The sequence below is a fragment of the Mycobacterium sp. DL592 genome (genome assembly GCF_011694515.1).
GTDB lineage: Bacteria > Actinomycetota > Actinomycetes > Mycobacteriales > Mycobacteriaceae > Mycobacterium.
This window is the reverse complement of sequence record NZ_CP050192.1, coordinates 2798418-2812592: the sequence shown is the minus strand read 5'-3', so window position 1 is coordinate 2812592 and position 14175 is coordinate 2798418. Positions and strand designations below refer to the sequence as shown.

The window sequence follows — 14175 nt, the reverse complement described above, 5'->3', positions numbered from 1 at the left end:
TCAGACGTACCGCTTGTCGGTGTAGCGGCGCAGGTTGGACAGGAACCACTTGAACGACAGGTTCATCACCGGGCCACCGAGGATCAGCCCCCACTTGGCCGAGCCGTTGGGCTTCTGCGCCACCGTCCACGTCAGCCGGCAGCCGCCCGCGGTGGGCACGACGCGGTACTCCTCGGCGAACGCGGCTATCGCTTTGTTCGAGGCCGTGTTGAACCGGAACGCCAGATAGCTGTAGGGCTCCCAGGCCAGGAACTCCTCGTCGCCGACCAGGCCGCCGAGCATGTCCACGGTCCGCGTGGTACCGACGCCGTAGGGCTGCGGGCTGGTCCAGGTGACCTTGGTGATCACCTTGGCCCACTGCGGCCACGACTCGGCGTCGGAGAGAACCTCGAACACCTGCTCCGGCGTGATCGCCAGGTCGACGCTGTTGGAGAACCGGTACGGGGCGTTCTGGATGAAGCTCAGGTCGACGAGCTCACAGGGATACATCGTGGTCATCAGGCGCACCTCCGCGCTGACCATACACTGAGGCCTCGACTGTGCGGTCCCCTCGACCTCATAGACTGATCAACCGGTTTCCCATTTCTCAATCTCCAGGAGTCAGCCAGTGCTGCGCAGTCATGCCGCGGGTTCGTTGCGGGCCACCGACGCCGGACAGACGGTCACTCTGGCCGGCTGGGTCGCGCGCCGCCGTGACCACGGCGGGGTGATCTTCATCGACCTGCGTGACTCGTCCGGCGTCACGCAGGTGGTGTTCCGCGACGCCTTGGAGGAAGGTCAAGTGCTGGCCCAGGCGCACCGGCTGCGCGCAGAGTTCTGCGTCGCCGTCGAGGGTGTGGTCGAGATCCGTCCCGAAGGCAACGCCAACGCCGAGATCGCCACCGGCGAGATCGAGGTCAACGCCACCGCGCTGACCGTGCTGGGGGAGAGCGCACCGCTGCCCTTCCAGCTCGACGAGCCCGCCGGCGAGGAAGCCCGGCTGAAGTACCGCTACCTCGACATGCGCCGCGACGGCGGCCCCGGTGCCGCGATCCGGTTGCGGTCGAAGGCCAACGCAGCCGCCCGTTCGGTGCTCGCCGCCCACGATTTCGTCGAGATCGAAACCCCCACGCTGACCCGGTCCACCCCGGAAGGGGCACGCGACTTCCTGGTGCCCGCCCGGCTACAGCCCGGCTCCTTCTACGCACTGCCGCAGAGCCCACAGCTGTTCAAGCAGCTACTGATGGTGGCGGGCATGGAGCGCTACTACCAGATCGCCCGCTGCTACCGCGACGAAGACTTCCGCGCCGACCGCCAACCCGAGTTCACCCAGCTCGACATGGAGATGAGCTTCGTCGACTCCGACGACATCATCGCGGTGGCCGAAGAGATCCTCGCCGCCCTGTGGGCGTTGATCGGCTACGGCGTGCCGCGGCCCATCCCACGGATGACCTACGCCGACGCGATGCGCCGATTCGGTTCCGACAAGCCCGATCTGCGGTTCGGACTCGAACTCGTCGAATGCACCGACTACTTCGCCGACACCCCGTTCCGGGTGTTCCAGGCGCCCTACGTCGGCGCGGTGGTGATGCCCGGTGGCGCCTCGCAGCCGCGGCGCACCCTCGACGGCTGGCAGGAGTGGGCCAAGCAGCGCGGCGCCAAGGGGCTGGCCTACGTGCTGGTCGGTGAGGACGGCGAACTTTCCGGCCCGGTGGCCAAGAACCTCTCCGACGCCGAACGCGCCGGGCTGGCCGCCCATGTCGGCGCCGCACCCGGTGACTGTGTGTTCTTCGCCGCCGGTCCCGTCAAGACCTCGCGGGCGCTGCTCGGTGCCGCCCGCGGCGAGATCGCCCGGCGCCTGGACATGATCGACCCGGCCGCCTGGGCGTTCACCTGGATCGTCGACCCGCCGCTGTTCGAACCGGCGGGCGACGCGACCGCCGCCGGTGACGTCGCCGTCGGCTCGGGGGCGTGGACGGCGGTGCACCATGCGTTCACCTCGCCTAAGGCGCAGTACGCGGACTCGGTGGATACCGATCCCGGCGCGGTCCTCGCCGACGCCTACGACATCGTGTGCAACGGCCACGAGATCGGCGGTGGCTCGATCCGTATCCATCGCCGCGACGTCCAGGAAAAGGTGTTCTCGGTGATGGGTATCGACAACGCCGAAGCCCAGGAGAAGTTCGGATTCCTGTTGGACGCCTTCACCTTCGGGGCGCCCCCGCACGGCGGTATCGCGTTCGGCTGGGACCGCATCACCGCACTGCTCTTCGGTGCGGACTCGATCCGCGACGTGATCGCGTTCCCCAAGTCCGGCGGCGGCGTCGACCCGCTGACCGATGCGCCCGCGCCGATCACCGCCCAGCAGCGCAAGGAATCCGGAATAGACGCCAAGCCGGAGTAGCTTCAGGTCACATGACCGACACATCTAAAGCTGCCCTGGACGCCTTCAACCAACCCATCATCGAGGAGTTCCGCGCCAACAAGGGCGTGGTCGGCGGACCGTTCGCCGGCGCCACCCTGCTGCTGCTGACCAGCACCGGGGCCAAGTCGGGTGAGCCCCGGCTCAGCCCGCTGGCCTACCTGACCATCGACGACAAGATGATCATCGTCGGCTCCAAGGCCGGGGCGGACACCAACCCCGCGTGGGTGTACAACCTGCGGGCCAACCCCCGCGCGCACATCGAGGTCGGCACCGAGGCCTACGACGTCGTAGCCCGCGAGCTGCCCGCCGACGAGCGTGACGCGACCTACCCGAAGATCGTCGAGATGGCTCCGACGTTCGGCGACTACCAGGCCAACACCAGCCGGGTCATCCCGCTGTTCGAGCTGCAGCGAGCCTGAGCCGGGCGAATTCGGCGCGCTTGTCACCGCTGACCGGCGACGAGCGCGCTGAATTCGCACCCTCGGTGTGTCCGCTCACCGGGACGACGGGCCGGTGTATCAATTACGGCGCTGGTACGAACTGTTCTACGTCGGCGATCTGGGAGACCGAGGCCGCCGAGAACCTGGCCGACGCCGCACAGGCCTGAGAAAGGAACCGACACGTGAGCGCAACCGGGCAGTGGGACTACGAGGCCGACGTGGTGATCGCCGGCTACGGCATCGCCGGAGTCTCCGCGGCCATCGAAGCCGCCCGGGCCGGGGCGGACGTCCTAGTGCTCGAACGAGCCGGCGGCTGGGGCGGAGCGGCCGCACTGGCGGGCGGATTCGTCTACCTCGGTGGCGGGACGGCGATCCAGAAGGCTTGTGGCTTCGATGATTCCGTGGAGGCCATGCGGACCTTCCTGTGTGCCGCGATGGGTCCGGGCGCCGACGAAGCCCGCATCGCCGACTACTGTGACGGCAGCCTCGAGCACTTCGACTGGCTGGTCGACTGCGGGGTGCCGTTCAAGCCGGAGTTCTGGGGTGAGCCCGGCTGGGAGCCGCCAGGTGACCAGGGCCTGATGTACACCGGCGGGGAGAACGCCTACCCGTTCAACACCATCGCCACACCGGCGCCGCGCGGCCACGTGCCGCAGATGACCGGAAAGGTCACCGGCGAGAAGGGCGGTGGCTACATGCTGATGAAGCCACTGGTCGACACCGCCACCGCACTCGGTGTGCGCTCGGTCTACGACGTACGCGCACACGAGCTCCTGACCGCCCCCGACGGGCGGGTGATCGGGGTGTCGGCCCGCCAGTACGGCAACCCGGTGCGGGTCCACGCGCGGCGCGGAGTAGTCCTGGCGACAGGCAGTTTCGCCTACAACGACGCGATGATCGCCCAGTACGCCCCACGCATCGCCGGCAAGCCCGCCGCTTCGGTGGAAGAGCATGACGGGCAGTCGATCCGGATGGCGCAGGCGCTGGGGGCCGACCTCGCGCACATGGACGCCACCGAGGTGGCCTTCTTCGCCGAACCGCAACTGGTGGCACGCGGCATCCTGGTCAACGGCCGCGGCCAGCGCTACGTCGCCGAGGACACCTATCCCGGGCGTATCGGCCAGCTGAGCCTCTACCACCAGGACGACACGGTCTACCTCGTCTTCGATGCCCAAGCCCACGAGGAGGCGATGGCCTCGACATCGTCCACGCCGTTCTTCAAGACCCCGCCCACCTGGGTGTGTGAGACCGTCGCCGAACTGGAGGCCGAGATCGGCTTGGCGCCCGGGTCGCTGCAGGCGACCGTGGCGGCCTACAACGCGGGAGCCGAACGCGGCGAAGATCCGTTGCTGTTCAAGAAGTCTCAGTGGCTGCGGCCGATCGGGTCGCCGATCGGGGCGCTCGACCTGCGTGGGCACACCGGTGGCTTCACCCTCGGTGGTCTGCTCACCACGCTGGACGCCGAGGTACTGCACGTCAACGGCGAACCGATCCCCGGGCTGTTCGCGGCCGGGCGGGCAGCGGCCGGACTGGCGGCCTGGGGCTACGCCAGTGGCGTCTCGCTGGGCGACGGGAGCTTCTACGGCCGGCGGGCCGGCCGGGCCGCGGCCAAGGGGTGAATTGTCGTGGTGAGCACCGCGGTGTACCTCGGCCCCCGGCCAGCGGTCGTTCGCCCGAACCTGTGACCTGGGTTGATACCCTGACGACGTGACCGAACCAGAGCCTGACGCCCAACCGTCGCTGTCCGCGACGGGCTGGGCACTGCTCGGGATGTTGTCCTACGAAACGGAACTGTCCGGTTACGACATCCGGAAGTGGATCGACTGGAGCATGCGTTACTACTACGGCAGCCCAGCCTTCAGCCAGATCTATTCCGAGCTCAAGAAACTCGAGAAGATGGGCCTGCTCACCTCGCGAGTGGACGACACCGGCACCCGCAACCGTCGCCTCTACAAGATCACCCAGAGGGGGATGGAATCGGTGACCCGGTGGGCCAGGGAGGCTCCGGTCGAGTCGCCGTCGCTCAAGCACCCCGCGATCCTGCGAGTGACGTTGGGGCATTTGAGCGATCCGGCATCGCTCAAGCAGATGCTTCACGATCACATCGCCTACATCGACGGCATGCAACGCGATGCGTCCAAGGAAGCACGATGGGCCGCCGCCGATCCGTCCTGGGCGTACGCCAAGATCGCACTGGAATGGGCAGAGCGCTACTACGCATCCGAGCGAGAACTCACTCTGAGGTTGATCAAAGACCTCGACGAGGCGGAAGCCACGTTCCCGAAGGTTGGTGAGGGAGCGAAGATTCCGTGGCCGGATCCCGCCTATTGGTATGAGATCGAGCGAAAGGCCGACGCCGAAGACGGCGCCTGATGTCGTCGGTGAGGTGCCGCCGCCGCTACACCCCGTCGGCCGCGTCTTGGGCGGCGATGTAGCCGTACACCAGCCCTTGGGCGATAGTCGCACCCGCACCGGGATAGGTGTTGCCGAATGCGTTGGCCGCTGTGTTGCCGATCGCGTACAGCCCGTCGATGACGGTGCCGTCCTCGCGAAGCACCCGGGCGCGGTCATCGGCCCGCAGACCACCACAGGTACCGAGGTCGCTGAGCACCATCTGCACCGCGTAGAACGGCCCCTTCACCAGCGGCCGCAGGTTCGGATTCGGCGTGACCGTGGGATCGCCGTAATAGCGGTCGTATGCACTTTGGCCCCGTTCGAAGTCGGGATCCGCACCGGCGAACGCATGCTCGTTGAAGCGAGACGCGGTCGCCGAGAAGGTGTGCGCGGGTACCCCCATCGCGACGGCCAGCGAACTGAGATCGTCAGCGCGAACGGCGATTCCGGCGTCATACCACGCCTTCGGGATCGACATGCGCGGGAACAGTTCGGCGGCAAAGACGTAACTGTTGCGGTACTGCTGGTCGAAGACGATCCACATGCGCTCCACCGGCGTGCCGGCCGCTTCCAGTTGCAGAACGCGCTGGCCGAAGCTCATATAGTCGGCAGACTCGTTGGCGAATCGGCGACCGTTCTGGTCGACGATGAACGAGCCGGGCAGCGACCGCTCGGCCAACATGACCGCGGGTGCCGCACCGGGCAGGGGGGCCACGGCGGGAAACCACCACGCTTGATCCATCAGTGCGATGTCGCCGCCGACGTCCTGCCCAATGCGGATGGCGTCGCCGGTGTTGGATTCCGCGCCGAGGCTGAGATTGCGGTCAAGGGATTCGGACTGGAACTTCCGGCGCATGTCCATGCTGTGGTCGAAGCCGCCGGCGGCCAGAACGACGCCTCGCCGGGCCGTGACGGTCACGGTGTTGCCCAGGTGCTCGACGACGGCGCCGGTCACACGGGTGCCGTCGGTGATCAGTTCGGTCAGGGAGGTGCGCAGCCAGATCGGGACCCCGGCGCGAATCGCACCGGCGAACAGGGCGGCGGCCAGGGCCTGGCCACCGGCGGCGTAACGCCTCCCGAGGGCCAGGCCGCCAACGCCCTGCGCGAGCCGCTTGACGATGGTCGCCAGCCCCTTGCGGGGGACCCGGCTCACCAGGTTCATCCAGCGGTAGTCCGCGCCGGTGGTCGGCATCGGGATGCTCGCCTCCATGATGCCCGGACGAAGATCGGGCAAGTATTCGCCGAGGATCGCGGTGTTGAGTGGACGGCATTCGCAGGTGCGTCCTGCCGCGGATCCGCCCGGTGCCTCGGGGTGATAGTCGGAGTACTCCTTGGCCCAGAACAGCTTCATCGGTGTGGTGCGGCGCAGCATGGCGATGGTCGCGGGCAGGTTCTTCACATAGGCGGCCGAGCGCTGCTGCGGGGCCGAGCCCGCGACCACCGCATCAAGGTAGGTCTGCGCCCGCGCTGAGGTGTCGACGCCGCCACATTCTGCGATGACCGGGCTGGCGGGAAGCCACAGAGCGCCACCGGATCGGGCCGTTGACCCACCGACGTGGGAGGACTTCTCGACGACGAGAACAGACAACCCGCGCTCGTGGGCGGCCAGGGCGGCCGCCAGCCCGGTGCCCGACCCGATGACGAGCAGATCCACCTCGGAATCAGCGACGGGCAGTCCGGCGGGCACAGTGTCATGACGGGTGGCGGTCACGGTTGGGAACGTTAGAGCGTGGCGCCGAGGCTTTGATTCCGGCATCCCTTTGAGCGGAACGCGGGTCTTCTCGCGGGCCACATTTCGCCGTTCAATAGGGAAATCAGCTACGAAGCCACCGATCCAGGGACGGACGCACGATGACGACGCATTCCGACGAGATTCGGTTGATCGAGGCAGGGGCGCTGCCCACCCGCTTTGCCCGGGGGTGGCACTGCCTCGGGTTGGTTCGCGATTTCGGCGACGGCACACCCCATCAGGTCAACGCATTCGGTCAGAAACTGGTCGTGTTCCGCGGCGAGGACGGTGCCGTCAATGTGCTCGACGGGTACTGCCGACACATGGGTGGCGATCTCTCGCAGGGGACGGTGAAGGGCAACGAGATCGCCTGCCCATTCCACGACTGGCGATGGGGAGGCGACGGCCGCTGCAAACTGGTGCCCTACAGTAAGCGCACCCCGCGTCTGGCGCGTACTGCCTCGTGGCCCACGCTGCAACAGGACGGCATGCTGTTCGTCTGGAATGACCCGGAAGGCAATGCGCCGCCCGCCGAGGTGACCATCCCTCGCATCGAGGGCGCCGAAAGCGATGATTGGACCGATTGGCATTGGTACACCACCGTGGTGCACACCAACTGCCGGGAGATCATCGACAACGTGGTCGACATGGCGCACTTCTTCTACATTCACGGCTCGCTGCCCACGCAGTTCAAGAACATCTTCGAGGGTCACATCGCGACGCAGTACATGAACAGCGCGGGCCGCCCCGATATCGGGGAACCCGGTGAAACCCAGATGTTGGGTACGACATCGGTGGCGTCTTACTACGGCCCGTCCTTCATGATCGATGATCTGACCTATCACTACACCGACGTTGACCACCACACCGTCCTGATCAACTGCCACTATCCCATCGACGCCAATTCCTTTGTGCTGCAATATGGAATCATCGTCAAGAAGTCGGCCGAACTGCCCGACGACCTCGCCATGCAGACGGCCATCGGCCTCGGTGACTTCGTCAAGATGGGCTTCGAGCAGGATGTTGAGATCTGGCGCAACAAGACCCGCATCGACAACCCGTTGCTGGTGGAAGAGGACGGGCCGGTGTACCAGCTGCGGCGCTGGTACGAGCAGTTCTACGTCGACGTCGCCGACGTTGCCCCGGACATGGTGGACCGCTTCGAATTCGAACTCGACACCACCCGGCCCAGCGAAGCGTGGATGAAGGAAGTGGAAGCCAACCTGGCCGCCCGGACCTCGGCAGCCGGGCCGGTGGAGTGACGATGGCGGTGCGCCCGGACAACCGTCTCGACGACGCACCGATGGTTCCGGTGACCTGTGTGCGTTGCGGGGCAGGCGTACAGGTGCGCAAGAGCAGCTGGAACCAGACCAGTGTGCAGTGGAGCGGATCAGCCGTGAACCGATGTGAAGAGCGTTGTGTCGCAGCCCAATTAGCAGGGCGCAGCGGACTTTTCCTGTCATGCTCGGCGCTCACCGAATCGATCGTCGACGCGGTTCGGTCTGGAGTTGTCGCGGTGGTCGACGGATCGACGGGTCCGTGACCTAGCCGTCGAAGACCGCCAGGGGACCGACATGCGCGCGGTTGACTTTAATGCGTTGGGTCAGCCGCCAGGAGCCGTCACCGTCCCGGCGCCACATGTCGTGGTAGTCACCGAGGGTGTAGAACCGCACCGACGGGTCGGCAGCCGAGCCGAGATGGACATCGCGGATATAAGCCCGGCTGGTGGCGATGTCACCGGCGACGTCGACCACGACATTGCCCAGCAGATGCTGTGTCGGGCCGCACTTGTCGAGAAATCCGCGGATCAGGCCGATGATCGCCGTGCGCCCCGCCAGGTGTCCGGTCCCGAAGTCTCCTTCGGCATCCTCGGTGAGGATCTGGGCCATCGTCGCCCAGTCGCGATCGTCCATGGCACGCGCGAAGAGGGTCAGCGCCCGCTCGATCGCGCGTTCGTCACGCAGTTGCGCCAGAAAGTCGGATTCCATGGCGTGATTATGCGAACTGGAATGCACTCACCGGCGCGTCTTCCGGATAGCCGGCGGGTCCGCCCAGATCGTAGGCGGCGTTGAGCGCCCCGATGAACTGTGCATCGTGCAATGGTTCGGTGGGCACGTCGAGCGTGATGCCTTTGCCCTTGAGGTCGTCGACCATCATGCCGATTGCCCGCTCGATCGTGATGTCATCGGACCCATCCATGTTCTTCTTCAGTTCGTCGAAGTCGGTGAACACTTCTGCCGACCAGTGCACGAGGAACCGCAGTTCGTCCGTGTGGTGACGAGCGATGACGTCCTCCCCGTTCCTCAACACCCATTGATCACCGTCATCGGGGTCGCCGGCGAATACGGTGTCGAATGCCAACCCGGCCGGAATCTGTTGCCCCAGTGGACCGTTGGCTTCTCCGCGGTGCACCATCATCTCGTTCTGCACGACGACTCCGCGGTTGTTGATCGGTGGCAGGACGCGGGCGGGTGGCTTGAGGGGGCCGTCCGGCCAGTAGGTGAAACCTGATCCTTCGTCGAGGGAGAACCAGGTGATGACCTGGGCCATCTTGATCAGATAGTCGGTGAACAGCCCGGATTTGCCCATCACGCTGCACAACCAGGTCGGGGCGTTCTCGTGGCGCACTCCGCGGAAGCTCGGCGAGTCGAGGTGTCCGGGGTCGCGATTGGCGCACGGCCCGTTGATGTTAAAGAGCATCATCTCCGGCTTGGCGTACTGCGCGTTCCAGTAGCTCTTCGCGTGCTCGATGAAGGTGGCGTTGTAGAAGCAGTCGTGTAGCTCCGGGTAGAGAACGGTGCCGTAATTGGCCAGGTAGCCACGAAACGTCGGGGTGAGGAACAGATCGAGCGACGGCGTGAACCCTTCGGGAAACGCCCCGCTCATGGTGGCCATCAACTCGTCGGCCGATGCGAAATGCTGGGCGATGATGAGCTTCCACGGGCCGCCGGTATGCACGACGTCGAGCAACCTCTGCCGCTGATCTTCGGTGTAGATGTCGCTGATCTCGCGCGGCGGGGCCACCGGACGGAGGATGTCGGACAGTTCCAGACGCTGCTCGTCAGTCAGCATGATGGTCTCCTTCGGTGGTGAGGCTCTCGATTGTGGGCGGCGGTGAGTCGGATGGTCCGGGCAGCGTCCGTTCATCGGGAGCTTCGCTGCCGTCGAGCGGGTGGCTGAACTTGGCGCGTAGCAGGGCGCCGATCTCGGCGATCGCGAGGCGTCCGCGTGCCGTGGCATCGGAGCGCATCAGAAAGCCGTGATACATACCCGGATAGCGAGTAACCGTCGTCTGAACGCCGGCGTCACGCAGCCGGCACGCATAACGTTCCCCCCAGTCCCGAATCGGGTCGCATTCGCCGGTGACCACGACAGCGGCCGGCAGGCCGCCCAGATCGCGTGCATAGGCCGGGATTTGGTAGGGGTCCCGGGGTGCGCCAGCGCCTTGGTCGACCAGTTCGTGCATGTAGACGATGTCGTCGCGGCTCAGCAGCGGTGCATCCGGCATGGCGGTGATCGACGTGGCGCCCATGTCCCGGTCCAGTCCGGGGTAGAGCAATACCTGCGCACAGATTCGAGGTCCGCGCTTATCGCGGGCCGCTAATGCCACGGCGGCAGCCAGGGAACCGCCGGCGCTGTCTCCGACGACTGCCAGTCGACGCCGGTCGAGGTCAAGGGTATCGGCGTGGGCAGCAACCCAGTCGGTGGCCGCGTAGGCGTCATCGAATTGAGCCGGCGGCGGTGACTCTGGTGCCAGCCGATAGTCGACGGCTACTACCGCGGCGCTGCTGGCGTGGGCCAATTCGCGTGCCAGCGGTTCGAACGAGTGGTTACTGCCCATCACCAGTCCGCCGCCGTGGAAGTACACCAACACCGGTGGACGAGGCTCGGTCGTCGGCCGGTATAGGCGCAGCGGGATCGGCCCTGCGCGGCCGGGTGCCGCCAACTCGCTGATCTCGGCCATCGGCGGCATGTCCGGGCGCGGCGCGGTTTCGAGGCCGGCCCGCACCGCGGCCAATCCGCGGACGCGCATCGGGGTCGGCTCACCGAACGAGGCGACGCGGTGCGCGGCGTCCGGATCCAGTCGGGGGAGACGCACGTCAGTCCTGGGCCGGATCGAATCGGCGCCCGGTACGCAACCGCGGCGCCTCTTGAGTGGTCAATACGCGGGCACGTTCCGCCATTGCCGATCCGACGTAATCGGGTTGAGTCAGAAGATAAAAGCGGTCTTCGGTGGCTTGTTCGAACACCACTTCCGCGGCGGCCAGCGGGTCCATGGCCGCGGCCTTGATGTCCAGCATGGCGGTCCGCTGAGCCTCGGCGGCACCGGTGTCACCGGATTGCACACCGCCGGCAGACTCGAAGATGTTGGACACGACCGCGCCGGGCAGCACCGCCTGCACGTGGAGGTGGTGAGCATGGCCTGCGGATTGCACTTCAAGATGCAGGCACTCGGTCAGGGCGAGCACCGCGTGCTTGCTCATGATGTAGGGCGCCTGCAGGGGGATCACCGCAACCCCACCGATCGAGGACAGGTTCCACACCCATGCAGGTGCCTCGGTGGCCATCATCTTGGGCAGGAACGCCCGGATACCGTGGAAGACACCGCTGATGTTGATGTCGACAACCCGCTGCCAGTTGGCGACCGGGGTGTCCCACAGATAGCCGAACTGCTCGACGCCGGCATTGTTGACCAGCAGTCGTACGTCGCCCACATCGCGGTACACGTCATCGGCCAACGCCTGGACCGCGTCGGCGTCGCGCACGTCGCACACCGCGTCGATCGCCGACCCACCTGCGGCAGTGAGCTCGTCGCGCAGCGCTGCCACGGCCGCGGCGTCGACGTCGGCCAGAACCACCGTCATGCCCAACCGGCTGGCGTGGCGGGCCAAGCCGGCGCCGATCCCGGCACCGGCGCCGGTGATGACTGCGACGCCACCACCGAAGGTCTCGCGTGCGCTCACGCCGGTTGCGTGCTGGCGGGTGCGGCGTTGGCGGTGTGTTGCGCGAACGGAATCGAGTCCTCGGCGTCGAGTCGCACTGTCAGCGAGGTGAATACCAGTCCCTCGGCCGAGCGTCGGATGCCGGCGTCGACGATGCCGCTGGACACGGCGAACGGCACGTTGTTGGTGATCTGGTTGACGAACAGATAGAACCGGACACTCGTCACGTCGCCGACGGCACCGGTGCGGAAGACGTTGGTGGCGTGGTGTCGGCACGGATAGGGATTCTCGTTGCGGTGCGCGGTCAGCCAGGCGAGTGTTTCCGCCTTGCCGTGCAACTCCGCGGCCAGCAGATGCTCGAACGGACAATTGCCCGAGTCGGACCGGCTCAGGTACTCCATCTCCTGGCCGAGACGGACACCGACTTCGTCGAAGTGGCCCTGGTCGTAGTGGTACCAGAATCCCGCGATGAACTCCTGAACCTCGGCCAGGGTGATGTCGTTGCTCATAGCCGCAGTCAACTCGGGTGGGTGCGGGGAAAGAAGACTCCTGCCCGTTGAGTGGAACACCTGGGTGCGCTCGTCACGACGGCAGGCTGAACCGCTCTCGGAGGTCGCGTTTGAGCAGCTTTCCGCTGGGGTTCTTCGGTAGCCGGTCGACGAAGAAGATGTGCTTGGGGGTCTTGAACCCGGCGAGGTGCCGGCGGCAGTGGGCAAGCACCTCGTCCTCGTCCAACTGCGCACCCGCGCGAGGCACCACCGCGGCCACGACCGCTTCCACCCACACCGGGTGCGCCAACCCGAATACCGCGACTTCCTCGACCCCGGCATGCAAGTAGAGGATCTCCTCGACCTCACGGCTGGCCACATTCTCCCCGCCGGTCTTGATCATGTCCTTCTTGCGGTCCACCACGTGGAGGAACCCTGCGTCGTCGTAGAAGCCGAGATCTCCGGAGTGAAACCAGCCGCGGCGGAACGCCTCGGCCGTCTTCAGCGGGTCGTCGAGATACCCGAGCATGAGATGTGGGCTGCGATGGGCGATCTCGCCGACCGTCCCGGCGGCGACCGGCGCGTCGGAGTCGTCGAGGACGACGGTTTCCACGTTGAGCACCGGGCGCCCAGCGGCACCCGCATGGGCCTCCTGGTCGGCCGGGCCCAGCGCCGAGGCCAGCGGTGCGATCTCGGTTTGTCCATAGAAGTTCCAGAGCTGCAGGCCGGGCAACCGGCGCCTGATTTCGTGCAGGATCTCCGTCGGCATCGCCGACGCGCCGTAGTACCCCTTGCGCAAGCTCGACAGATCCACGCGATCGAACACCGGGCTGCGCAACAAGCTGATCCAGACCGTCGGCGGGGCAAAGTAATTGGTCACCGCATGACGTTCGATGGTGTGCAACACCACCTCCGGATCGGGGCGGGGCAGAAGGATGCTGGTCGCACCGAGGTACACGTCGGTCGCCAGAAAGTTGTCCAGTTGCGCACAGTGATAGAGCGGCAGTGAGTGGATCTCGACGTCCTCGGCGCTCATGGACCCCGCGGTGATGGTGCTGACGTACTGCCACATCAGGCTGCGGCTGGTGTGCATGACGCCTTTGGGCCGTGACTCGGTGCCGCTGGTGTACATCACTCTGAGCAGCTGGTCGTCGTCGACCTGCGGCGCCGGGGGACGCGACGCCGTGGACAGGCAGTGCTCGAAGTCGGCCCATCCCGGTGGTGCTGCTGCGGTTGCCGTGGTTATCGCGATCCGAGTCGGGATGTTCCCGCTGTGAACCATTGCGCTCTCAGCGACGGCGACGAGGTCGGCTTCGACAATGAAACCCGTTGCGCGACAGTGGCCCAGGATATAGGCGATCTCCTCGGCAGTGAGCATGAAGTTCACCGGCACGAGCACAACGGCCGCACGCGCCGTGGCGAACGCGAGCACCGCGTACTGCCAACAGTTGCGCGCCAGCAGCGCCACCCGATCCCCGGGTCCTAACCCGTTGTCGTCGAGAGCTGCCGCCGCCCGGTCGACGAGTTCGTCGAATTCGGCGAATGTCAACGTCACCTCGCCGTCGATGATCGCCACCTTGTCCGGGTAGCGCCCAGCGGTGCGCCGCGGGATGTCCCCGATACTGTGGCTTCGGGCGGAGCGGACCAGGTCGCCTACCGCGAGGTGATCATTCGCGAGGTGATCATTGTCGGAATGCCTACCCTGCATGGCCGAACTCTATGACCGGCAACGGCCGACACAGTTGAGTCTCCCGCTGAGTAGACAACAGGATCGCCG

General features: G+C 66.3%; 14 protein-coding genes. 6 read left to right on the top strand and 8 right to left on the bottom strand.

What is annotated here, in order from left to right; translation table 11 throughout:
- Positions 1 to 489, bottom strand: a complete 489-nt coding sequence (locus HBE64_RS13500; protein WP_167109166.1) for an SRPBCC family protein — start codon at positions 487 to 489, stop codon at positions 1 to 3.
- A 118-nt stretch (positions 490 to 607) separates the two neighbouring features.
- Between HBE64_RS13500 and aspS the strand changes: the two genes are divergently transcribed.
- From aspS to HBE64_RS13480, 4 genes are all read left to right on the top strand, one after another.
- Positions 608 to 2383 carry an aspartate--tRNA ligase gene (gene aspS / locus HBE64_RS13495; RefSeq protein ID WP_167102845.1) on the top strand — a complete coding sequence of 592 codons (1776 nt, stop codon included), beginning with the start codon at positions 608 to 610 and terminating at the stop codon, positions 2381 to 2383.
- An 11-nt stretch (positions 2384 to 2394) separates the two neighbouring features.
- Positions 2395 to 2823, top strand: a complete 429-nt coding sequence (locus HBE64_RS13490; RefSeq protein ID WP_167102842.1) for a nitroreductase family deazaflavin-dependent oxidoreductase — start codon at positions 2395 to 2397, stop codon at positions 2821 to 2823.
- Between the two features lie 203 nt (positions 2824 to 3026).
- Positions 3027 to 4463 (top strand): FAD-dependent oxidoreductase, encoded by a 1437-nt coding sequence (locus tag HBE64_RS13485; RefSeq protein WP_167102839.1) that lies wholly within the window; start codon positions 3027 to 3029, stop codon positions 4461 to 4463.
- An 88-nt stretch (positions 4464 to 4551) separates the two neighbouring features.
- Positions 4552 to 5217 (top strand): PadR family transcriptional regulator, encoded by a 666-nt coding sequence (locus HBE64_RS13480; protein ID WP_243841317.1) that lies wholly within the window; start codon positions 4552 to 4554, stop codon positions 5215 to 5217.
- Positions 5218 to 5242: 25 nt separating this feature from the next.
- Here HBE64_RS13480 and HBE64_RS13475 read toward each other — a convergent pair whose 3' ends face one another.
- Complete coding sequence (locus tag HBE64_RS13475; protein WP_167102836.1) at positions 5243 to 6994, bottom strand: 3-ketosteroid-delta-1-dehydrogenase; 1752 nt, start codon at positions 6992 to 6994, stop codon at positions 5243 to 5245.
- A gap of 95 nt (positions 6995 to 7089) precedes the next feature.
- Here HBE64_RS13475 and HBE64_RS13470 point away from each other — a divergent pair, with 95 nt between their 5' ends.
- Both HBE64_RS13470 and HBE64_RS24735 read left to right on the top strand, forming a co-directional pair.
- Complete coding sequence (locus HBE64_RS13470; protein WP_167102833.1) at positions 7090 to 8229, top strand: Rieske 2Fe-2S domain-containing protein; 1140 nt, start codon at positions 7090 to 7092, stop codon at positions 8227 to 8229.
- Between the two features lie 2 nt (positions 8230 to 8231).
- Positions 8232 to 8510 (top strand): ferredoxin, encoded by a 279-nt coding sequence (locus HBE64_RS24735; RefSeq protein ID WP_167102831.1) that lies wholly within the window; start codon positions 8232 to 8234, stop codon positions 8508 to 8510.
- Between the two features lies 1 nt (position 8511).
- Here HBE64_RS24735 and HBE64_RS13460 read toward each other — a convergent pair whose 3' ends face one another.
- The 6 genes from HBE64_RS13460 to HBE64_RS13435 form a co-directional block, all read right to left on the bottom strand.
- Complete coding sequence (locus HBE64_RS13460) at positions 8512 to 8955, bottom strand: nuclear transport factor 2 family protein (RefSeq protein ID WP_208300469.1); 444 nt, start codon at positions 8953 to 8955, stop codon at positions 8512 to 8514.
- A 7-nt stretch (positions 8956 to 8962) separates the two neighbouring features.
- Positions 8963 to 10039 (bottom strand): hypothetical protein, encoded by a 1077-nt coding sequence (locus HBE64_RS13455; RefSeq protein ID WP_167102828.1) that lies wholly within the window; start codon positions 10037 to 10039, stop codon positions 8963 to 8965.
- Positions 10029 to 11066: an alpha/beta hydrolase gene (locus tag HBE64_RS13450; protein WP_167102825.1), complete on the bottom strand. Its 1038-nt coding sequence runs from the start codon at positions 11064 to 11066 to the stop codon at positions 10029 to 10031. The genes HBE64_RS13455 and HBE64_RS13450 overlap by 11 nt, the downstream gene beginning before the upstream one ends.
- Position 11067: 1 nt before the next feature.
- Positions 11068 to 11931 carry an SDR family NAD(P)-dependent oxidoreductase gene (locus tag HBE64_RS13445; protein ID WP_167102822.1) on the bottom strand — a complete coding sequence of 288 codons (864 nt, stop codon included), beginning with the start codon at positions 11929 to 11931 and terminating at the stop codon, positions 11068 to 11070.
- Positions 11928 to 12419, bottom strand: coding sequence for a polyketide cyclase (locus HBE64_RS13440; protein ID WP_167102819.1), 492 nt, complete (start codon positions 12417 to 12419; stop codon positions 11928 to 11930). Before HBE64_RS13440 ends, HBE64_RS13445 begins: the two co-directional genes overlap by 4 nt.
- A 73-nt stretch (positions 12420 to 12492) precedes the next feature.
- Positions 12493 to 14106 (bottom strand): acyl-CoA synthetase, encoded by a 1614-nt coding sequence (locus HBE64_RS13435; protein WP_167102816.1) that lies wholly within the window; start codon positions 14104 to 14106, stop codon positions 12493 to 12495.
- Positions 14107 to 14175 lie beyond the last annotated feature (69 nt).